Origin of the sequence: Vibrio sp. J383 (genome assembly GCF_023503985.1) — a bacterium.
In the GTDB taxonomy this organism is placed as follows: domain Bacteria; phylum Pseudomonadota; class Gammaproteobacteria; order Enterobacterales; family Vibrionaceae; genus Vibrio; species Vibrio splendidus.
The window spans coordinates 1,141,050-1,156,289 of record NZ_CP097293.1 but is presented as its reverse complement, the minus strand read 5'-3'; the positions used below and the strand labels follow the sequence as shown (position 1 = coordinate 1,156,289).

Here is a 15,240-nt window from a genome sequence, read left to right as displayed (position 1 = left end):
TTATACTTCCTACCTCAGAGCCAAAATAGTATTGAACGTATCATTGGCTGCTTGCATGATGCGTGAAGAAGCCATATACGCTTGCTGAAATTTCATCATATTTGCCGCTTCTTCATCGAGGTTAACCCCCGACACTGAAGCAATACGTTCCTGAGCGGATTCTTTTTCTAAGGTGGCAATGTCGCTTAAGCGATTTGCCGTCGACGCTTTCAGGCCCGTGTTGGTATTCAAGTTATGGTAAAGGTCCAAAATCGTAGACTCACCATCATTCAAGATCTTACCGGTTTGGAGATCTTGCAGCTTACGCAAGTTACCGTTGTCACCCTCTGATGGGACAAGGTTTGCCGTAAATTTATCGTTTGCCACAGCCCCAGCGGTCAACTCGAAAGTCGTGCCATTAATCGTAACCGGACCTTCAGGTGGGTACGGCTGCGGCTGCATTAAAATATTGCCTTTCGGGTCAGTCACGGCAAACTGCTCACCTTTTGGTGAAACAATCACTTCAAACTCACGCAATTGACCGGCCGCTAGGATTTTGAACCCCGCCGAGCCTTTCGCAAACGTGGTCGATGCCTCATAACTTTGTGCGGCAATATCTCTCGGGTCTTTGGTTTCCATCTGAATCTGAGCAGCAAAGTTGCGAGTTGGACGCAGTAACAGCTTCTCACCCAATTCCGGCGGGTTTCGAACTTCGACTCGCATACCATCTAGGTAAAAAGCATTGCCTGCTGCATTCGTGCTGACTTTTACGGTTTCACCGTCAGGCTTGGTCACGACATAGTCACTGCCGTCATATTTAAGACCGTACTCGCCGCCTTTTAAGGCAGAGGTGTCATCAATATATACGGCAACATCAGCCTTTGATTGGCTACCAGCCGTCACGCGTGATTTCGCCACGCGCTCAGAGTTCACATCGGTGAAGATGTCTTGGCCAACATTGCCATTGAGATCTAAACCTTGTGATTGCAGTGAGTTCACTTTCTCAGAGAAAGCCGTCGCCAAACGTCCAAGTTCATCCATGATGTCAGGGATATGTTCGTCTCGCATATCGAGCATGGCACCGATTTTTCCATCTATATCATTACTGGTGATCGGCTTCAAAGACTTACCTTCCACAATCGCCAGTCGACGCTGATGCGTATCAGGTAAACCATCAACCAACTTCAGTTGACTGGCTTCGCTACCAGAAACCAAGGTATGACCATTACCAATATGGACGTTAAATCCTTCCGCATTAGAGCGTGGCGTTACTGTCACTTTGGTGTAGCCAGATAACTCATTGATCAGCTTTTCGTGCTGATCTCGTAAATCATTGTGAGGCCCTGGTGTTCGCATCATCAAACGCTGAACATCACGAATCTCAACCGCAATTTGGTTAACACGTTCGATGCCGACTTCTAACTTTTTATTCGTAGAATCAGACTGTTGACGTACCGTTTCATGGAATTCATTCAAGGTTTTAGTGACAAGCCCTGCTTTCTCTAACACGACCTTACGCGCACCCACATCATTCGGGGTATCGGCGAGAGTCTTAACGGAATCAAACCATTCGTTGAGGTTTTCTGGAATCTTCTTTGAAGCGACCGACGACAACATGCTCGACAGCATATCGAGGTTGGCTTCGGTATCGCCTTTGTTGGCGGCATTGGTTGTCGATAAGTTAAGTTCTTTGACGGCAAACTGATCCCAAGAGCGGCGAACATTTTCCACATGCACACCCATACCGTAGGATTGCCCACCGTACTGGCGCGGGTCATTCACACCTTGAATCACAGACTGGCGGCTATAGCCCTCTGTGTTGGCGTTAGAAATGTTATGACCTGTGGTGTTGAGCTGTCTCTGAGCCGTAAGAACACTTTGTGCCCCTACATTCAGAAGATCCGACGCCATAATGCCCCCCAAAAACTTAACAAAACCAGAATGAACTGATTAACTACAACCGTATATTACTAAGATAAAAGCAATATATGTGCCAATACAAACAATGGAGAGTTAAAAGACGATAATTTATTGAAGTGTAAGGAGATAACTATGGATTACGCGTAAGAACTGAAGGGGCGGAGAAGAAAAGAGCCTGCCAGTAGCAAGCTCTCTATGTTGATTTATGACGCTAGTTCATCTCATCAATCTTGGCTTTAACTCGTAAAACCTTGTCTGCATAGTTAGGGTCAGTTGCGTAACCAGCCTGATGAATACCTTTGATGAAATTCTCTGAATTGCCTTGATGCTGTAGCGCCGTTTCGTATCTTGGATTTTCATTCAAGAACTTCACGTAATCATTAAAGCTATCTTCGAAATTAGAGTAAGAACGGAAAGAAGCAGACTCTTTAACGGCGGTTTTGCCATGGAACTCAAGAGTTTGAGTCGCGACCTTATCGCCCTTCCAGCTTCTATCTGCTTTGATGTTGAATAGGTTATTACTGTTGCCCAAAGAGTTCTTAATCATCTTAGAGCCCCAACCTGTTTCAAGTGCCGCTTGCGCCAGTAGCAGTGACGAGTCAACACCGAGTGCGCTCGCCGCTTTTTCAGCGTAAGGCTTCATCGACGTAACAAACGATTCTGGAGAATCAAATGAAGCGGGTTGTTTTGCTGCTGACATGGCTGTTGCTGACATAGCAGATGCTGGTTGAACTTGAGATACTTTCTCTTCTGAACGACCTGAATACTGAGGTCTTTCCAGTGAGGTATCAAAACCTTCACTGCGAACCTTGTCTTCTGTCGCATCACTTGCTTGACCTGCACTTAGCTGAGCAACAATCATGTCCGCAAGGCCTAATGAACCAGAAGCACTCAACTCACTCGCCATTTGGTCATCTTGCATCTGACGATAAAACTGCTCGTTCTGGCTGTTCAGCATATCCGACTTAAAGCTAGAGTTAGCATCACGCATCGACTTAAACAGCATCGAAGTAAAAATCGATTCAAACTGTTTTGCCGCCGCAGTTAGCGCCTCTTTTTCGCTGCCTTCTTCACCATTTACGGCTTGTTGACGAAGACGGTCTAAACTACCGATGTCGTGAATAAAGCCGATGTCATTGTTATTCTTAATCATGCGTTATTCCCTAGATAATGATCAATTGACCTTCAATTGCACCGGCTTGTTTCAGTGCTTGAAGGATTGCCATTAAGTCAGAAGGCGCTGCGCCCACTTCGTTAACTGCGCGGACCAAATCATCCAGCGTTAGGCCCGGTTCAAATTTGAACATCTTGCCATCGCCTTCCGTGATTTCGATATCAGAATCAGGAACCACTACCGTTTGGCCACCAGAGAATGCATTCGGCTGGCTTACGTTTAGATTTTCTTTGATTGCAACCGTCATACCACCGTGGGTTACTGCCGCCGCTCTTAGGCGAACGTGCTTACCAACCACAATAGTACCGGTGCGGGAGTTAACAATAATTTTTGCAGAACCCTCTGCAGGATCAAATTCGATGTTTTCGATTGCCGATAAGAAAGCCACGCGTTGGCTGATTTCACGTGGCGCACGAACTTTGACTGAAGTCGCGTCGACCGCTGAAGCCATTTGTGGGCCTAGGAAATTATTAACCGCGTCAGCCAAGCGCTGAGCCGTTGTAAAATCGGATTGGATTAGGTTGAAAGTGATGTAGTCACCACGGCCAAATGGAGTTGGGATTTCTTGTTCAACCGTCGCACCGCTAGATATGATGCCGACATTAGGGTTGTTACCGACAATCTTAGAACCGTCGTTACCTTGTGCACTAAAGCCACTTACTACCAAGTTACCTTGCGCGACCGCATACACCTGACCGTCTAGACCTTTCAGGAAAGTCTGCAGTAAGGTACCACCACGAAGGCTTTTTGCTGATCCGATAGAAGACACCGTTACGTCAACTTCCTGGCCCTGCTTAGAGAATGCCGGGAGTTCAGCGGTAACAATTACCGCGGCGACGTTTTTAGTTTTTGGCTTGGTGCCGGGCGGCAATTGGATGCCAAAGTTTTGCAGCATTGCGTTAAACGTTTGATCGGTAAAGGGAGTTGTCTCACCTGTCCCCGGCAAACCCGTAACCAAACCATAACCGACAAGTTGGTTACTACGAACACCCGCCACTTTTGCCACGTCTTTAATACGCGCAGCATGGGCACTGGTGGCAAGAAATAGCATGCCGAATAGTACGAGTGTGAGTTTTTTCATTGAGTAACCTGTCTGTATTGCTTTAGTTTATAATAACTTAGCGAAATATTTGTGATTGATGAGGGCTGTCAGTATCCCGACGCCCTATCAAGCTCTACAGAGATACATTAAAGAATCGTGCCAAGAATCCAGGCTCTTGCATATCTTTCTGCACGCCCGTACCTGAATACTGAATTCGTGCGTTAGAAACACGGTTTGAAGCGATGGTATTTTCGAAGTCTATATCATCAGGACGGATGGTGCCGCTTAGGCGGATGTACTCATCGCCCGTGTTCAGTGTCATCCACTTTTCACCACGGACCACTAGGTTACCATTGGCTAAGACTTCGATAACTTCAACGGTAATGTAGCCGCTGATGCTGTTACTTTGGTTGGCTGACGCGTCACCCGCAAAGGTGTTGGTGTTGCTCAGATCATAAGAAAAGTTGTACTTGTCGATCGTCAACTCTTGACCACCAACTGCCAGCGGCTCCATCGTTGCATCATTCGACTTAGACATGTCTGCGTTGGCTTTCTTGGTCGCTCGAGTATTCTCGTCTAACGCCACGGTAATGATGTCACCAATACCACGAGGTTTTGAGTCGTCATACATGCTGCCAATGTGATTAACATTGAACAGTGAGCCCGTTGCTGCTGCGTAGTGTTCCGGTTTTTCTTTTGGATTGATTGGCGCCCATGCTGGGTCACCAGCAACTGGATCGGTTCGACCACGAAGCGTATCGATAATGCCTGAGCTCTCTTGCGCTGACTTATCACCTTCCACGGCATCAACCACTGTGGTTGCGTTTTCTTCTGCCGGAGTCTCAATAGGATCCAAAACAGAACACCCCGTCATAGACATAAACAGAGCTAAACAAAAAATACGTTTCATGGCGATATACTCTCAGCAGGCAATGGTAAATAGATCAATTGGTAGAAACACGTCAGTTAATTGGAAAAATCAATTAATTATCAATAATTAAACGGCTAATAAACCAATTACAGCTGTTGGTTAACAAAGCTCATCATCTTGTCTACCGACGAGATAACTTTCGAATTCATTTCGTAGACACGTTGAGCTTCAATCATATTCACCAGCTCTTCGGTTACGTTGACGTTCGATGTTTCGAGCATCGACTGACGAATATTACCTAAGCCATCAAAGCCAGGAACCCCCTCTTGCGGGTCGCCACTAGCACCGGTTGGTAAGTAAAGGTTTTGACCTACAGGCTCTAAACCACCTGGGTTTACGAAGTCAGTGATGGTGATTTGGCCAACCACGACGTTGTTTTGCTCACCACGTAGACGTACTGATACTTCACCGTCGTTACCAACAGTTACCGAAATCGCATCTTCAGGAATCACGATTTCTGGTTGCAGAGCATAACCTTGACCTGATGTAACGATCGCGCCGTCACCGTTCAGAGTGAACTGACCATTTCGGCTGTAACCTGTTTCACCGTCTGGCATTTCAACTTGGAAGAAGCCGTCGCCTTCAATCATCATATCTAAGCTGTTCGACGTTGTTTGCGCGTTACCGTGAGTGTGCACTTTTTGAGTTGCGACTACTTTTGAACCTGCACCTAACATCAAGCCACTAGGCAGCTCAGTATTTTGAGACGATTGGCCACCTGGCTGGTTGATATTCTGATAGAACAGATCTTCAAATACCGCACGACTCTTTTTAAAACCAATGGTCGAGGCGTTGGCAAGGTTGTTCGAAATCGTTGAGATATTGGTTTGTTGTGCGTCTAAACCTGTTTTACTTACCCATAATGCTGGATGCATAGCAAATTCCTTTAAATTCTATTAGCTCATACGAAGCAGTGAATCAGACGACTTGTCCATTTCCTCTGCCGTGCTCATCATCTTGACCTGCATTTCAAACTGACGTTGCAAGTCAATTAGGCTGGTCATTTCACCTACAGCATTTACGTTACTGCCTTCGATAGCACCTTTAAGCAACGTTACCGCTGCATCTGCTTCGTATGCCTGATCTGGGTTTTTCGAACGGAATAGACCATTCGTATCTTTAAACAAACTTTGGTTGTCTGGGCGTACAAGTTTAATACGGTCAACAATCGCTAATTCTTCAGCTGGAGCGCCTTGAGGAATCACCGAAATCGTACCATCTGTACCAATTTCTACTTTGCTGACCGGGATTGGGAGCGTGATTGGCGCGTCATTCTCACCTAACACCAAGTGACCGCTTGCGTTGGTTAACAAACCGTTTTGGTCAACCTTTAGATTACCATTACGCGTTAAACCTTCACGGCCTGTGTTATCCATCACTGAAATCCAACCATCACCTTGAATAGTGACATCAAGATCTCGGCCAGTGGTGACCACACTACCTTGTGCGAAATTATGACCCGGACGTTCTGTCATGCTGAAAACACGAGTAGGCATGCCTTCACCGTACGCTTGCATTGAACGTGCTTGTGCTAAATCAGCACGGAAACCCGTTGTACTTACGTTGGCAAGGTTGTTAGCACGTAGCTGCAAAGCTTGCATATTTTGCTTAGCGCCACTCATGGCAAGAAACAGTGCGCGATCCATAATTTTGCTCCAAAAAATCATCTTCTGGGGCTAATAAAGCAAACACTGTGCCAATATTTTTTACTGTTATTTATCAGTAATTTAAATGGAAAAAGAACGAAGATGGGTGATCGTCAAAGGATCATTGAGGAATAATTGTTGCCAGAGGCATTACCGGGCGGCAATAGGGGCGGCAAATAGAAAAGCAAACAGCCATATCAAATTCAACAACAATACCCAATTCAATGATATTGAATTGGGTATTCACAGATGATTCAAACGCTCGAAACGATTAACGAATCTGAAGAATATTCTGTTGCAGTTGGTTGTGTACTTCTAGAGAACGCGAGTTCGCTTGGAAGTTACGTTGAGCAGAAATCAAATCAACCAGTTCTTGTGTCATATCGATGTTCGACTGCTCTAGCGAGCCGTTGTTGATGCTACCAAATGAACCTTTGTTCGATTCACCCCAGATTTTAGAACCTGAGTCATTAGTAGAATCCCACTGAGTGCCGCCTTTCTTATCTAGGCCTTGCTCATTGGGTACACGAACCAAGCCTACACGGCCAAGCATCACGTTTTCACCATTTGAGTAAGTACCTAAAACACTGCCATACTCATCGAAATCGATTTTGGTTAAGAAACCTGTTGTCGCGCCATCTTCATCGAACTTAGTGAGTTCAAATGGAGCGGCAAACTGAGTTGACGAATCTAGACCAAACTTAAGCACTTGCGTTGGATCAGCACCGTTCAAATCAATTGGGTTAGCTCCAGCACCTAGTGCTTCAGAGTTAATTGGCTGGCCATTGTTAAGGCTCGCCAACGTACCGTCATTGTTGAACTTCATTGTGTGACCAACATGACCTTGTGCATTTGTCGCATCACCACCCGTGATATTGACCGGCTTTTCACCGTTCTCATCTGACATGGTGTAGTACGTCTGCCAAGTGTTTGGTTGAGTCTGATCTTTGAGGTAGTAAGTCGTTAACTTGTAAGACTGACCCATAGAATCGTATACCGTCGAAGACGTTGCACGGTTATAGGTATCAGCATCTTTGAAGTTAAATGCAGCCGGGTCTTTAAGATCACCGTTTGCAGGAAGGTTAACTCCTACTTCAATGTTTTCTGTCTGTTTTGGCTTACCAAACTCAGCAGGAATGTCGAGAGGCTTTGGCGCGTAAGAAAGAACTTCACCCGAGTTTGGATCAACATCGTAACCTAAAAGAAACTCATCGTTAGCAGTAACCATGTAGTTGTCTTTGTTTAGGTGAAATGCACCATTACGCGTGAGTTCATTGATCTCCGGTACCATACGGTCTTTCGATACTGCAAAGAAACCTGTACCACTTACACGTAAGTCCATTGGGTTGTTCGTATAAATACTTGAACCTTCATGGAACTGTTGCGCCACTTGGCTAGCTTGCGCGCCGCCACCTGCCGTCGTTTTTGCGTTAGTGAATAACGAACTTGAGTAAACATCGCCAAACTCCGCACGTGACTCTTTAAAGCCGAATGTGTTTGCGTTCGCAATGTTGTTACTGGTTGTATTCAGGTCTAGTTGTGCAGCGGATAGACCGCTTAAAGCTACATATGACATTCCAATATTCTCCTAATCTCTCTAGCTAGCATAATCACTCTTTTAAAGCGTTACGCTTTACCAACTTCTAGTACTTCAGCAAGTCGTACTGGCGATGTGAAACCAGCCAGATTGAGTAGTACGTTGCCATCGCCCTTACCAAGAAGCACACTGTTCACGTTCGCATAACTGGAAACTTGGAACTCTGTGTTCTCGCCATCCAGTAAACCCGACGCTTTCACGTTGTATTTACCAGCCGGCAATGGGTTACCGTCTTCGTCTTTTCCGTCCCATTCAACACGTGTGTCGCCTGATGGTTTAGAGCCGATATCAAAAGTGCGAACCAATTGTCCAACTTCGTTCTCAACACGGACGATTACATTGTCCATTGCCTGAGGAAGCTTAACCATTGACGCCATACCGCCATCACCGGGTTTCACACCTGCCGCACCAGGAACCAATACATCGCGGCCAACCAAAGAGGATGCCTGTAATGCTTGGTTAGAAGTCATTGATGAATTCAAGCTTTCAAACTGTGTATTCATTTTGCCAATGCCATCTACGGTCGCAAATGAAGCCATTTGCGCAATCATCTGGTCATTGCTAACCGGCTTAAAAGGGTCTTGTTGGGCTAATTGCTTAGTCAACAAAGATAAGAAGTCTTCTTGTTTAAGATCCTGCTTACCTGTTGTTTCGTCGGGCTTTTTCGCGCCATCTTGAAGACTCTTCAGCTGGTCAACATAGGACAAGCCGCTTTGACCAACATTGTTGTTGATTCCAGCCATTTGCTACCTCCTTATCCTTATTGACCCATCTGCAGCGTACGCAGCAGCATTTGTTTACTCGAGTCAGCAACCTGTACGTTTGTTTGGTACGCACGTGATGCCGAAATCATGTTTGCCATTTCTTCCATAACGTTGACGTTAGGCTTGTAGATATAGCCTTCGTTGTTCGCTAATGGGTGATCCGGGTTGTACTCCGCGCTCAGCGGCTTATCGCTTTCCACAATACCTAATACTTTCACAGGCACAGTGTGACCACTGTTGCGTGCTTTATTTAACTCAGCGCCGAACACTGCGTGACGAGCCTTGTAAGTTTCTTCAGCAGAACTACTTACACTGTCCGCGTTCGCAAGGTTGCTCGAGGTCGTATTTAGACGAACAGATTCAGCACTCATCGCAGAACCAGTCACATTGAATACATTGAATAAACTCATCTAATTATTCCCCTTTAATCGCTTTAGTTAAATTCTTGAACTTACTTCCTAAGAAGTCGAGAGAGGCTTGATGCCTAATTTGGTTTTGCATGAAAAGGTTTCTTTCCAAATCCAAATCAACCGTGTTGCCATCTCCTGTATCAGGTTGGGTAGGAATTCGATACTTCGTTTCCCCGTTCACCGTTGTTGAGGCAGAAATGTGCCGACCATCTGTACGACTAAGACCAATGCTTGCCCCAGAACTTGCCGCTTGCAGTGATTTCTTAAAGTCTAATCCTTTTGCTTTATACCCAGGCGTGTTGGCTTGCGCGATATTGGTGGAAAGCACCTCAGCGGCACGCTCACGTACACCAACCGTGTGTTGGTGAATGCCCAAAGCATTGTCAAAAGAAATAGCCATGTAAACCTCAACTCAAGAACTGACTGTTATGAGATAACCAAAGCAATATATATACCAACTTTTAAAACAAAGCGGGCTATCAATACTTTTACAGGTTACTCGTGGGTAAACTTGCAATATACAAGCCAAAAAATAGAGTAAATTGGAATGTCACTCTGACTTAAAGATATAGCTTTAACGGAAAAAAGAAAACCCAGCACTTGGCTGGGTTTTGAAATTAGGCAGTAACGTTGCACCTAGTACTGGTGCCACTCATTACTTTAATTTGTAGATGATGCCTGGATTACAGCGAACCATTTCAAAGCGATCCGTTAAGCCTGTTAACGATTCAGACGCACCCAATAATAGGTAACCACCAGGATTCAGGCTGTTTGCCATCTGGTTAAGTACCTTTGATTTCATATCAGGCGAGAAGTAAATCAGCACGTTACGACAAAAGATGATGTCGAACTTACCTAACAATGCGTAGCTGTCCATCAGGTTCTGAGGGCGGAAGTTCACCATGCGCTTAACGTTATCTTTCACTTTCATACGGCCATCGCCCGCATCTTCAAAGAAAGTACGACGACGCTCAGGAGAAAGTCCACGTCCCAATGCAAGGTTGTCGTACGCGCCAGTGCGGCACATATCCAACATACTTGCTGAGATGTCAGTTGCGGTAATCGATACATTTGGCAACATACCTGGCTTACGAGCTTGAGTCTCAAGAATCGTCATTGCCATTGAGTATGCTTCTTGGCCTGAAGAGCTTGCCGCAGACCAAATCTTAATAGGACGTTTATTTGCCGCTATTTCCGGTAGAAGTTTATCCGCAAGCACAGCAAACGGGTAAGTATCACGGAACCAAAGTGTCTCGTTCGTCGTCATGGCATCGACTGCAGCCACGCGCAGCTCACGGTTTCGACCTGTTACTACATCTCTCAACAAATCAGACAACGAAGCTAACTTAAACTTCGTTACTAATGGGCTTAGACGGCTGCGCACTAAGTACTGTTTGCTGTCACCTAATACAATGCCACATTGAGATTCTAAGAAACGGCTGAAATCGCGATACTCTTGATCACTTATTGTTATAGCAGTCATTAATGTCTCTTTTAGTTAGTTAACGCAGCTTTTACCGCTGCACCAAGCTCATCGGGGTTGAACTTCGCGATGAAGGAGTTAGCTCCTACACGCTCAACCATGGCTTGGTTAAATACACCACTCAATGATGAGTGTAAAATTACGTATAGATCTTTAAGTTCGGCGTGACGACGAATCTCAGCAGTCAGCGTATAGCCATCCATTTCTGGCATTTCGATATCTGAAATCACCAATGAAATCTGATCGTAAATACTGCCTTCTGATGACATCTCCACCAGCTTCTCATAAGCTTCTTTACCATCTTTCACTGAAATAACTTCAAAACCAATCGACTCAATCGCACGCTGAACCTGCTTACGAGCAACGGTTGAATCATCAGCAATCAAGATACGACGAACCAATTCTTTACCTTGTTCTACTTGTGCGATTTCTTCAGCAATTTTGCTGTCCATTGTTTCATCAACAGGTGAAATCTCCGCTAGAATTTTTTCTACATCAAGAATTTCTACCAGCTCATTATCAATGTTGGTGACTGCAGTCAGGTAGTGGGCTTTGCCTGCACCATCTGGCGGCGGAAGAATCGACTCCCAGTGCATGTTAATAATGCGTTCTACTGAACTGACCAAGAAACCTTGAATGGTTCGGTTAAACTCAGAAATAACCACAAAACACTTTTCAACATCCGTTGTAGGACGGCCACCAATCGCTAAGCTCAAATCGATTACAGAGATCGTTTGGCCACGAATGTGTGCTACACCTTTAACCAGTGGGTTCAAGTTTGGCATTTTTGTCAGTTTAGGGCACTGAAGTACTTCTTTTACTTTAAAAACATTAATGCCGTAACGCTGACGCCCCATTAGGCGAAAGGTTAGTAATTCTAATCGGTTTTGACCGACGAGTTGCGTACGCTGATTCACTGAATCAAGAATACCCGTCATGAGCTCATCTCCATATCAAACTTTTTTGGATAAAAAGTGTTAGTCTACTGCAGGCTACGAACCACTAGAGAAACGGAATGATATATCATAAAACAAATCTGCCGCTTTTTTCCATAGCAATGTGTAGAGCTACTTTTAAAACTGTCGCTAAGTTTATCGGCATTTTATCAATATTGTTTAGTTTTTTTGTACAAGCTGCGACTCCAGAGCAAATTGAAATGATTCAGTCTGCGGCCGAACAACACATCCTAGAGACAGTTGAGCAGCCACAAGGCGGCGAACTCTTTGTTAACTCAGCAAATGTGGACTCTAGAATCAAAGCAACAGATTGCCCTATTCCTCTAGATACCAGCGCCTCAACCACCAGCAATACCCGTAGTAGCATTACGGTTTTAGTGCAATGTGTTCCTGATGAGTGGCGAGTTTACGTGCCGGTACGCCTTTCAATGTCAGTACCACTAGTCACAACAACACGCTCACTAGCAAGAGGCGAAATCGTTGGTCAATACGATGTCACCACCGCTATGATTTCGCTTAACAAGTTTCGTCGCCAAGGTTTCACCGCTCCCCAACAAGTGATCGGCGCTAAGGTAAAAAAGAACCTGAGGCCAGGTGATGTTGTCGAAAGAGGCGATATCTGTGTCGTATGCCGAAACGAGAAGGTTATCATACAGGCAATAAAAGGTGGCATGACCATTACCACCAAAGGGACTGCGCTTACGGATGGCTCAATGGGTGATCAAGTAAGAGTGAAAAATGATAAATCACAGCGTATAATTGAAGGTATTGTTACCAGCATGTCTGAAGTCACGGTTTACTTTTAACTCTTTACTTCTAAATTGACGGTATCGTTAGTTATTTTGCTCTCAACTTTAACGCCAAAATATAGCGGCTGCGGTGTTTTGTCCCTTTTCGACTATTGAGCTAAAAATTGCTAAAGTATTCGAACCCTTGGTCGATATTGACTGTACAGGTTCCCATTTTTGAAGAAAAAGGCTTAACTATGGCAGGCATTGATAATATTCGTTCAGGGCAAACCCTAACGACCACTAACCGACCAGCAGTACGCTCTGATTCTAGCTCTGAGGCATCACGTTCTGATGCGTCAACTAAATCACCAGCAAGCAAAGACGCGGTTTCACTAAGCCAACAAGGCAAAGCGATTGGCCAGCTCCATCAAGACATGGCAGCACAACCAAGCTTTGACTCTGTAAAAGTTGCTGCGATCAAAGAAGCGATTGCGAATGGTTCATACACTGTCGATCCAGAGAAACTGGCTGACAACATGATCAAGTTCGAAGATGAATTAAAAGGCCTTTAAGAAAACACTAACTTTTCATTGAAGTTATTGTCTTAAAGTACACGAGGTTATGAATAGGTTTACGTTATGGCGGCACTAGCAGATTTAGTTAATTTTCAACTTCAAAATGCCAAAGCCTTATCTGAATTACTAAGTTCAGAGAAAACCGCTATTACGAGCCGACAATCAAACGATATTGAGCGAATCGCCAAAGAAAAAGTGGTCCTTGTTGAACAGCTAAGATCAACCGATCAACGAATTGCTACCCATACCAATATCTCAGAATTGACCGAGAACCCTGAACTTGCTCAGTTAGTCGAGACCATCAAGTCCATAGTGCACGACTGCCACCAAGCGAACCTAGTCAATGGCGAAGCCTTGAATCGAGCACACCTCAGTTTCAAAAAACTCAGCAATATGATGCAGCAAAGCCATGGTAAAATTGGTATGACTTACAATGCCGGTGGCCAAACGCATACGATTTCTACGCTGGGAACCAATGTAAAAGCCTAATTGGGCTAATCTTCTTCGCACAACACCCTTCTTGCTTGTATCTGTATCTGTATCTGTATCTGTATCTCTATCTCTATCTCTATCTCAGCCTACCCTTCTCACTACACCGTCAAAGTCTCTCTAAACCTGTAAATACCCCTAATAAACGATAAACACAAAAAAGCGGCAAGTATTTTCATACTTGCCGCTTTTTTAGTCATAACCGTTATTTGTTGCCGACACGCCATCTGGAAAGCGAGTGGCAGCCAATATAATTAGGTAAGCCTATAACTGGATGCTCCTAAAACTAGAACAACGTTTGTTGTCTCTTCTCAGGCACTGCCTGAACTTCACCGTAATTACGTAGCTGTTCCATCTTACGGATATCTAATTGGAGCTCTGTTACATAGCTATCACCCACTGGGTAGCTGCGCACTACTTCTGCGCCACGGATTACGCCATCAACTGCACCAGAAGTACGTTCAGTGCCAAGGCGTTGATCTTCAAGCTCTGCTCGGCCGCTCACTCGCATGCCATACACTTGTTCAGCAAGTTCACGATAAGCATCGATCTTGGAAGCTCTCATCGCACGAATGCGCCTTTCCTCGTCGTTACGTCCCTTTTGCTCACTGATACTCGCGTAACCAACGGCAACTAAGTAATCGTCTGGCCTCATGTTTTGCAGAGGCTGACAGCCAACAAGCAGCAAAGCGGCAACAACAAATATTAACTTCTTCATCTCGAACTCCTAGGGGCGAAGAATAACGGTGTAAGGCTGAGTCATCGTTGGATCAGAACGAATAATGACACCATCTTGAGTTCGAATGCTGTTCAGAGTATCTAGATCTCGACCAATACGATCCGCTGGCAAAAAGCCTTGCGCGGAAGCAACCACAATACGAGTTTGCATGCCTACCACACGAGCATTAACAAGAACACCGCCCTCTTGACGAAGCATAGTGCCTGTCAGCACGTACTGGACATCTTGCTCTTGAGCTAAGTCTTTCCAATCACGGCTTAATGCAAAATCACCTTGGTGAGTCACTTGGATCGAACCGGTTGTTTTAAAATCAACCACCTTGAAGCCACGACGCTGAAACTGATGAATAAAACCTTCTGAAACTGAATTACCTAGCCAGTTTGTTGTGTCCATGTGTTGCAGGTCAACAAACGAAGTAATCGCAATTGGGGTTCTTGCTGAAATACTCGTATTCGAAATGATCAAATCTTCAGTCATACTTTCCACGAAAAAGTCCATGGTATGACGAGGGCTGTCCATCAACATAAACTGACTGCCTGAATATTCAGACTTGCCGTTATAGATCGGCGAATAAGCGCATGATGTCAGTAACATGACACTCATTACTACGAGCCATTTTTTCATTCTCTAATCTCCAGATATGTTTAGTGCTACCTATTCCAATATGTTCTCACCATTATTCTTTTCAATGGATTACAATGTTGGAACAGTCTTTGCTTTTCATTAATGGTTCAGATTAAGAAAAACGCACTTAAGTCAGCTTCAAGCTTATAGTTATTTGTTAAGCAATATTTATACCCAACT

The 15,240-nt window shown here is 44.8% G+C and carries 17 protein-coding genes; 3 read left to right on the top strand and 14 right to left on the bottom strand.

From position 1 onward, the window contains the following. Positions 1-9: 9 nt before the first annotated feature. The 12 genes from flgK to M4S28_RS05210 all read right to left on the bottom strand — a co-directional run bounded on the left by flgK (position 10) and on the right by M4S28_RS05210 (position 11,884). The gene (gene flgK, locus M4S28_RS05265; protein WP_017093267.1) at positions 10-1,890 is read right to left on the bottom strand and encodes a flagellar hook-associated protein FlgK; all 1,881 of its coding nucleotides are present in this window, start codon (positions 1,888-1,890) and stop codon (positions 10-12) included. 220 nt (positions 1,891-2,110) lie between these two features. Next, positions 2,111-3,052 (bottom strand): flagellar assembly peptidoglycan hydrolase FlgJ, encoded by a 942-nt coding sequence (gene flgJ, locus M4S28_RS05260; protein WP_108086865.1) that lies wholly within the window; start codon positions 3,050-3,052, stop codon positions 2,111-2,113. A gap of 10 nt (positions 3,053-3,062) precedes the next feature. Further along, entirely contained in the window at positions 3,063-4,154 is a 1,092-nt protein-coding gene (locus tag M4S28_RS05255; protein WP_017076828.1) for a flagellar basal body P-ring protein FlgI, read from the bottom strand. A 94-nt stretch (positions 4,155-4,248) separates the two neighbouring features. Further along, complete coding sequence (gene flgH / locus M4S28_RS05250; protein ID WP_017076829.1) at positions 4,249-5,025, bottom strand: flagellar basal body L-ring protein FlgH; 777 nt, start codon at positions 5,023-5,025, stop codon at positions 4,249-4,251. A 107-nt stretch (positions 5,026-5,132) separates the two neighbouring features. After that, positions 5,133-5,921 (bottom strand): flagellar basal-body rod protein FlgG, encoded by a 789-nt coding sequence (gene flgG, locus M4S28_RS05245; RefSeq protein WP_004736180.1) that lies wholly within the window; start codon positions 5,919-5,921, stop codon positions 5,133-5,135. A gap of 21 nt (positions 5,922-5,942) precedes the next feature. Continuing rightward, on the bottom strand, positions 5,943-6,692 hold the full coding sequence (gene flgF / locus M4S28_RS05240; RefSeq protein WP_017095944.1) for a flagellar basal-body rod protein FlgF: 750 nt from the start codon (positions 6,690-6,692) through the stop codon (positions 5,943-5,945). A gap of 271 nt (positions 6,693-6,963) precedes the next feature. Then, positions 6,964-8,268: a flagellar hook protein FlgE gene (flgE, locus tag M4S28_RS05235; RefSeq protein WP_017076830.1), complete on the bottom strand. Its 1,305-nt coding sequence runs from the start codon at positions 8,266-8,268 to the stop codon at positions 6,964-6,966. Between the two features lie 50 nt (positions 8,269-8,318). Further along, positions 8,319-9,032: a flagellar hook assembly protein FlgD gene (flgD, locus tag M4S28_RS05230; RefSeq protein WP_004736177.1), complete on the bottom strand. Its 714-nt coding sequence runs from the start codon at positions 9,030-9,032 to the stop codon at positions 8,319-8,321. A 17-nt stretch (positions 9,033-9,049) separates the two neighbouring features. Next, positions 9,050-9,463, bottom strand: coding sequence for a flagellar basal body rod protein FlgC (gene flgC / locus M4S28_RS05225; protein WP_004736176.1), 414 nt, complete (start codon positions 9,461-9,463; stop codon positions 9,050-9,052). 4 nt (positions 9,464-9,467) lie between these two features. Then, a complete protein-coding gene (gene flgB / locus M4S28_RS05220; protein WP_249632426.1) occupies positions 9,468-9,863 on the bottom strand; it encodes a flagellar basal body rod protein FlgB in 396 nt (131 codons plus the stop codon). A gap of 255 nt (positions 9,864-10,118) precedes the next feature. After that, the gene (locus M4S28_RS05215; RefSeq protein ID WP_004736174.1) at positions 10,119-10,946 is read right to left on the bottom strand and encodes a protein-glutamate O-methyltransferase; all 828 of its coding nucleotides are present in this window, start codon (positions 10,944-10,946) and stop codon (positions 10,119-10,121) included. Positions 10,947-10,957: 11 nt separating this feature from the next. Next, positions 10,958-11,884 (bottom strand): chemotaxis protein CheV, encoded by a 927-nt coding sequence (locus M4S28_RS05210; protein ID WP_102535163.1) that lies wholly within the window; start codon positions 11,882-11,884, stop codon positions 10,958-10,960. Between the two features lie 77 nt (positions 11,885-11,961). Between M4S28_RS05210 and flgA the strand changes: the two genes are divergently transcribed. The 3 genes from flgA (at position 11,962) to M4S28_RS05195 (ending at position 13,697) form a co-directional block, all read left to right on the top strand. Then, positions 11,962-12,708, top strand: coding sequence for a flagellar basal body P-ring formation chaperone FlgA (flgA, locus tag M4S28_RS05205; RefSeq protein WP_017076831.1), 747 nt, complete (start codon positions 11,962-11,964; stop codon positions 12,706-12,708). A 179-nt stretch (positions 12,709-12,887) separates the two neighbouring features. Next, positions 12,888-13,205: a flagellar biosynthesis anti-sigma factor FlgM gene (gene flgM, locus M4S28_RS05200; RefSeq protein WP_108093648.1), complete on the top strand. Its 318-nt coding sequence runs from the start codon at positions 12,888-12,890 to the stop codon at positions 13,203-13,205. Positions 13,206-13,271: 66 nt separating this feature from the next. Then, on the top strand, positions 13,272-13,697 hold the full coding sequence (locus tag M4S28_RS05195; RefSeq protein WP_102457445.1) for a flagella synthesis protein FlgN: 426 nt from the start codon (positions 13,272-13,274) through the stop codon (positions 13,695-13,697). A 286-nt stretch (positions 13,698-13,983) separates the two neighbouring features. Here M4S28_RS05195 and flgP read toward each other — a convergent pair whose 3' ends face one another. Further along, complete coding sequence (gene flgP, locus M4S28_RS05190; protein WP_004736169.1) at positions 13,984-14,415, bottom strand: flagellar assembly lipoprotein FlgP; 432 nt, start codon at positions 14,413-14,415, stop codon at positions 13,984-13,986. Between the two features lie 9 nt (positions 14,416-14,424). Continuing rightward, positions 14,425-15,060 carry a FlgO family outer membrane protein gene (locus M4S28_RS05185; RefSeq protein ID WP_004736167.1) on the bottom strand — a complete coding sequence of 212 codons (636 nt, stop codon included), beginning with the start codon at positions 15,058-15,060 and terminating at the stop codon, positions 14,425-14,427. Positions 15,061-15,240: the final 180 nt, after the last annotated feature.